At 59.6% G+C, this 3,704-nt stretch carries 1 protein-coding gene; it reads left to right on the top strand.

The annotated features are described in order from the left end of the window. Positions 1-3,540 (top strand): beta strand repeat-containing protein (locus tag AABA86_RS33380; protein ID WP_338309764.1); only part of this gene is annotated, 3,540 nt, incomplete at its 5' end. Positions 3,541-3,704 lie beyond the last annotated feature (164 nt).

Below are 3,704 nucleotides of genomic sequence, written 5' to 3' on the forward strand. Positions count from 1 at the left end.
GCCTGGAGCTACGCCGGCAACGGCGCGCATGACGAGCTCACCGCCGGCCAGCAGGTGCAGGATCAGTTCACGGTGGCCAGCCAGGACGGCACCGCTTCCGGCACGGTGACGGTCACCATCACCGGCAGCAATGACGCGGCGACAGTCTCATCGGACTCGAAGTCCGTCACTGAGGGCAATGCCGCCGCCGCACTGAACACGAGCGGCCTATTGACGATTGTGGATCCCGACAGCGGCGAAGCTCATGTCGTGGCGCAGAGCAATGCGCACGGGACCTATGGCGACTTCAGCGTCGATGCCGACGGCGCCTGGAGCTACATCGGCAATGGCGCGCATGACGAACTCACCGCCGGCCAGCAGGTGCAGGANNCCGGCAGCAACGACGCGGCGGTGTTGGACGCCAATGGCGGTTCAATGTCCTACACCGAGGGTCAGGCGGCGACCGCGATCGATACGGCGCTGTTGGTGTCGGACCTTGACAGCGCGAATCTGACCGGCGCGACGGTCTCGATCACAGGCAACTTCGCCTTCGGCCAGGATGTGCTCGGTTTTACCAATCAGAACGGCATCACCGGCAGCTATAACGCCAGCACTGGGGTGCTGACCCTGACGGGGTCGTCGAGTGTGGCGAACTACCAGGCGGCCCTGCGCTCCGTGACATATTCGAACTCGGGCGACGATCCGTCGGGCGCGACCCGCACCATCAGCTACCAGGTTGACGACGGCCAGACGGCCAGCCACGCCAGCAATATCGTGAATGCGACAGTCACGGTCATTCCGGTCAACGACGCGCCGGTGAATACGGTTCCGGGTGCCCAGACGACGAACATCAACACGACAAAGGCGATCACGGGACTTGGCATCTCCGATGCCGACTCGGACGGCGCCAGCGAAACGGTCACGTTGTCGGTAACCAACGGCACCTTGACCGTTTCAGGAGGTACCGCAGGGATCAACGGCAGCGGAACGTCGACGGTGACGCTGACCGGAACAGTCAGCGCCATCAATTCCACCCTGACCTCGACGGTCAATTACGTTCCGACATCGAATTTTGCCGGAACTAGCACTCTGACCATGGCGACAAGCGACAATGGCCACACCGGAGCGGGTGGGGCATTGACCGATGTGGATACGGTGACAATTTCAGTCACGAGCCCCAGCCCCTTCGCTCTCACGACCGGCACCGATACCGTCTCCTATGTATCGGGCACCAATACTGTGACCGGCACGCAATCTCCCCTAACGCTGAACAACGGCGACATGCTGACCGGGGGAAGCGGTACGGACACTCTCGCGGTCAGTGGTGGTGGTCTGGGGCCTTTCACTTTCGGCGATGGTGCAGGGAGCATTGGCCTGAAGAACTTCGAAACAATCGTCTTAAGTGACGGCAACAGCGGAAATCACACCGACACCCTGACATTCCTTTCGACATTCCAAAATGGAGGAACGCTTACGATTGACGGATCCGGCATCACGGGTAACGGCGACCTGGTCGTAGATGCTGGCGCAGTCACGTCTGGATCGTTCGTCATCATGGGCAGTTCTGGAAACGGCGGTGATGATACCCTCAAGGGCGGTTCAAGTAACGACACGATCAACGGTGGCGCAGGCACTGGCGCGGACAGGATCGTGGGTGGTGGTGGCGCAGATGCGCTGACCGGTGGAGGTGGGAACGATACCTTCGCCTATCTCGCTGTCACCGACGCAGGTGACCACATCACCGACTTCAACACCTCAGGGGATAAGCTGGAATTTACGGTAACCGCCGGGCGGTTCGTCATTGGTGATGTCGATACGACCGTTGAAAACGTCAGGACGGGCAACAACGCTGCGTTAAATCTCGCCAACACGGAGGTCGGCATCAAGACAGACGCATCCGTGACGACGGCGACAGTTCAATCAACGATCAACAGTTTCTCCAACATCACCACAGGAGCCCTATTTGTATTCCACAACTCGACAGTGGGCCACGCGCAAGTTTACTACGATCCCAATCCGAGCGTCGCAGGCGGCGCGACACTCGTCGCCGATTTGGACAACCTGACCACGCTGGCGAGCATAACCGGTAGTTTCAGCGCGGCGGATTTTGGGTTTGGAACGGCGCTTGCTCCTGCGGGCGTGTCGGGCCAGCCTATCAATCTCGGCCTGACGGACTCGCCCGCTCATCAGGGTCAAATCGCCACCGTCACTGTCGGCAGCGTGCCCGCAGGCTGGACATTGAATGGTGGGATGCTGCTCCCCGATGGCAACTGGACGATCGAGACGACTGACGTCAGCTCGCTAATGGTGACATCGCCGGTCGATTTCGCCGGAGCATTGCACCTCGACGTGACCGTGACCTGGATGCAGCCAGATGGCTCGGCTGTAATCGAGACATTCGCCGACAACGTTGAAGCTTTTGCAGCGGGCTCCGCCATCGTCGCCATTTCCGGCAACGATTATCTCACAGCGTCAGGCGGCAGCGATCTGCTTGTATTCTCACAGCCGATCGGACACGACGTCATCTATAATTTCGAGATTGCGCATGATCAGATCGACCTGATCGGCTACGCCAGCTTCAAGACGTTCGCCGACGTCCAAACGCATCTGTCTACCGACAACGACGGCAATGCCGTCATTGCGCTGGCCGACGGTCAAACGATCACTCTGGATGGCGTCGATGCCGGCTCGCTCGCAGCGGACGACTTCGTATTCGACTTCAAGCCCATGGTCGACAATTCAGGCACAATGACAATCGGCAACGGCGCATTGCTGCCGTTATCCGGCAACATCCACAATACGGGCACGATCTCGTTGAACTCGACGGGCGCCGAGACCGACCTCCAGCTTGTTGGGCACGGCATTCTGCTTGAAGGTGGCGGTCAGGTGCTGTTGTCCGACAATAGCGGGAACACTGTCAGTGGAGCTGTTTCCGACGTGACGCTGACCAACATCGACAACACCATTTCGGGAAGCGGACAGCTTGGCGAAGGCACTATGATCCTTGTCAACCAAGGTACAATCATCGCGACGGGCACCAACGCACTCGAGATTGACACCGGTAGCAACAGCGTCGTCAATTCCGGAACGATTGCGGCCAGCGGCAGCGGCGGTCTGGTCATCGACAGCAGCGTGGACAATTCAGGATTGCTGTGGGCGCATGGAGCCAACGTCACTCTCAATGGCAGTGTAAGCGGCAGCGGCACCGTACTGATGGATGGCGTGGCTACGATCGAGTTCGGAGCGGCTTCATCTGCGCATGTTGCGCTAGATGCCGCAGCGACCGGGACAATCGTGCTCCATGACTCCTTCGACTTCAGCGGAATCGTGTCCGGGTTCGACGGAGATGACCACCTGGATCTCCTCGGCGTCGCATTCGGGGACGGCACGACCGCTAGCTATGTCGCAAATCAGGCCGGCACTGGAGGAATCCTTTCGGTGACTGACGGAGTTCATACCGCCAATATCAGCCTGTTGGGCCAGTACGATCCCGCGAGCTTCCAGACTGAGGCAGACAAGAACATGGGAACGCTCATCAGCTATCACGAGTATCTGGTCTGAACGCGCTGCCAGGAGATGGCTAAAGGTGCTGACTGCAACGTCGGTACTTGGTTCGCATGGAGATTTGGGCGCCCTGCTCCATGGGCGCCGGCCCGGCCGCAGCATCCGCTCGATTACATGTAAGTGGATCGACAGGTTGATGCAGCACCATGGCTCATCGCCAT

The sequence above is a fragment of the Bradyrhizobium sp. TM233 genome, assembly GCF_036247965.1.
Taxonomy (GTDB): Bacteria; Pseudomonadota; Alphaproteobacteria; order Rhizobiales; family Xanthobacteraceae; genus Bradyrhizobium; species Bradyrhizobium ottawaense.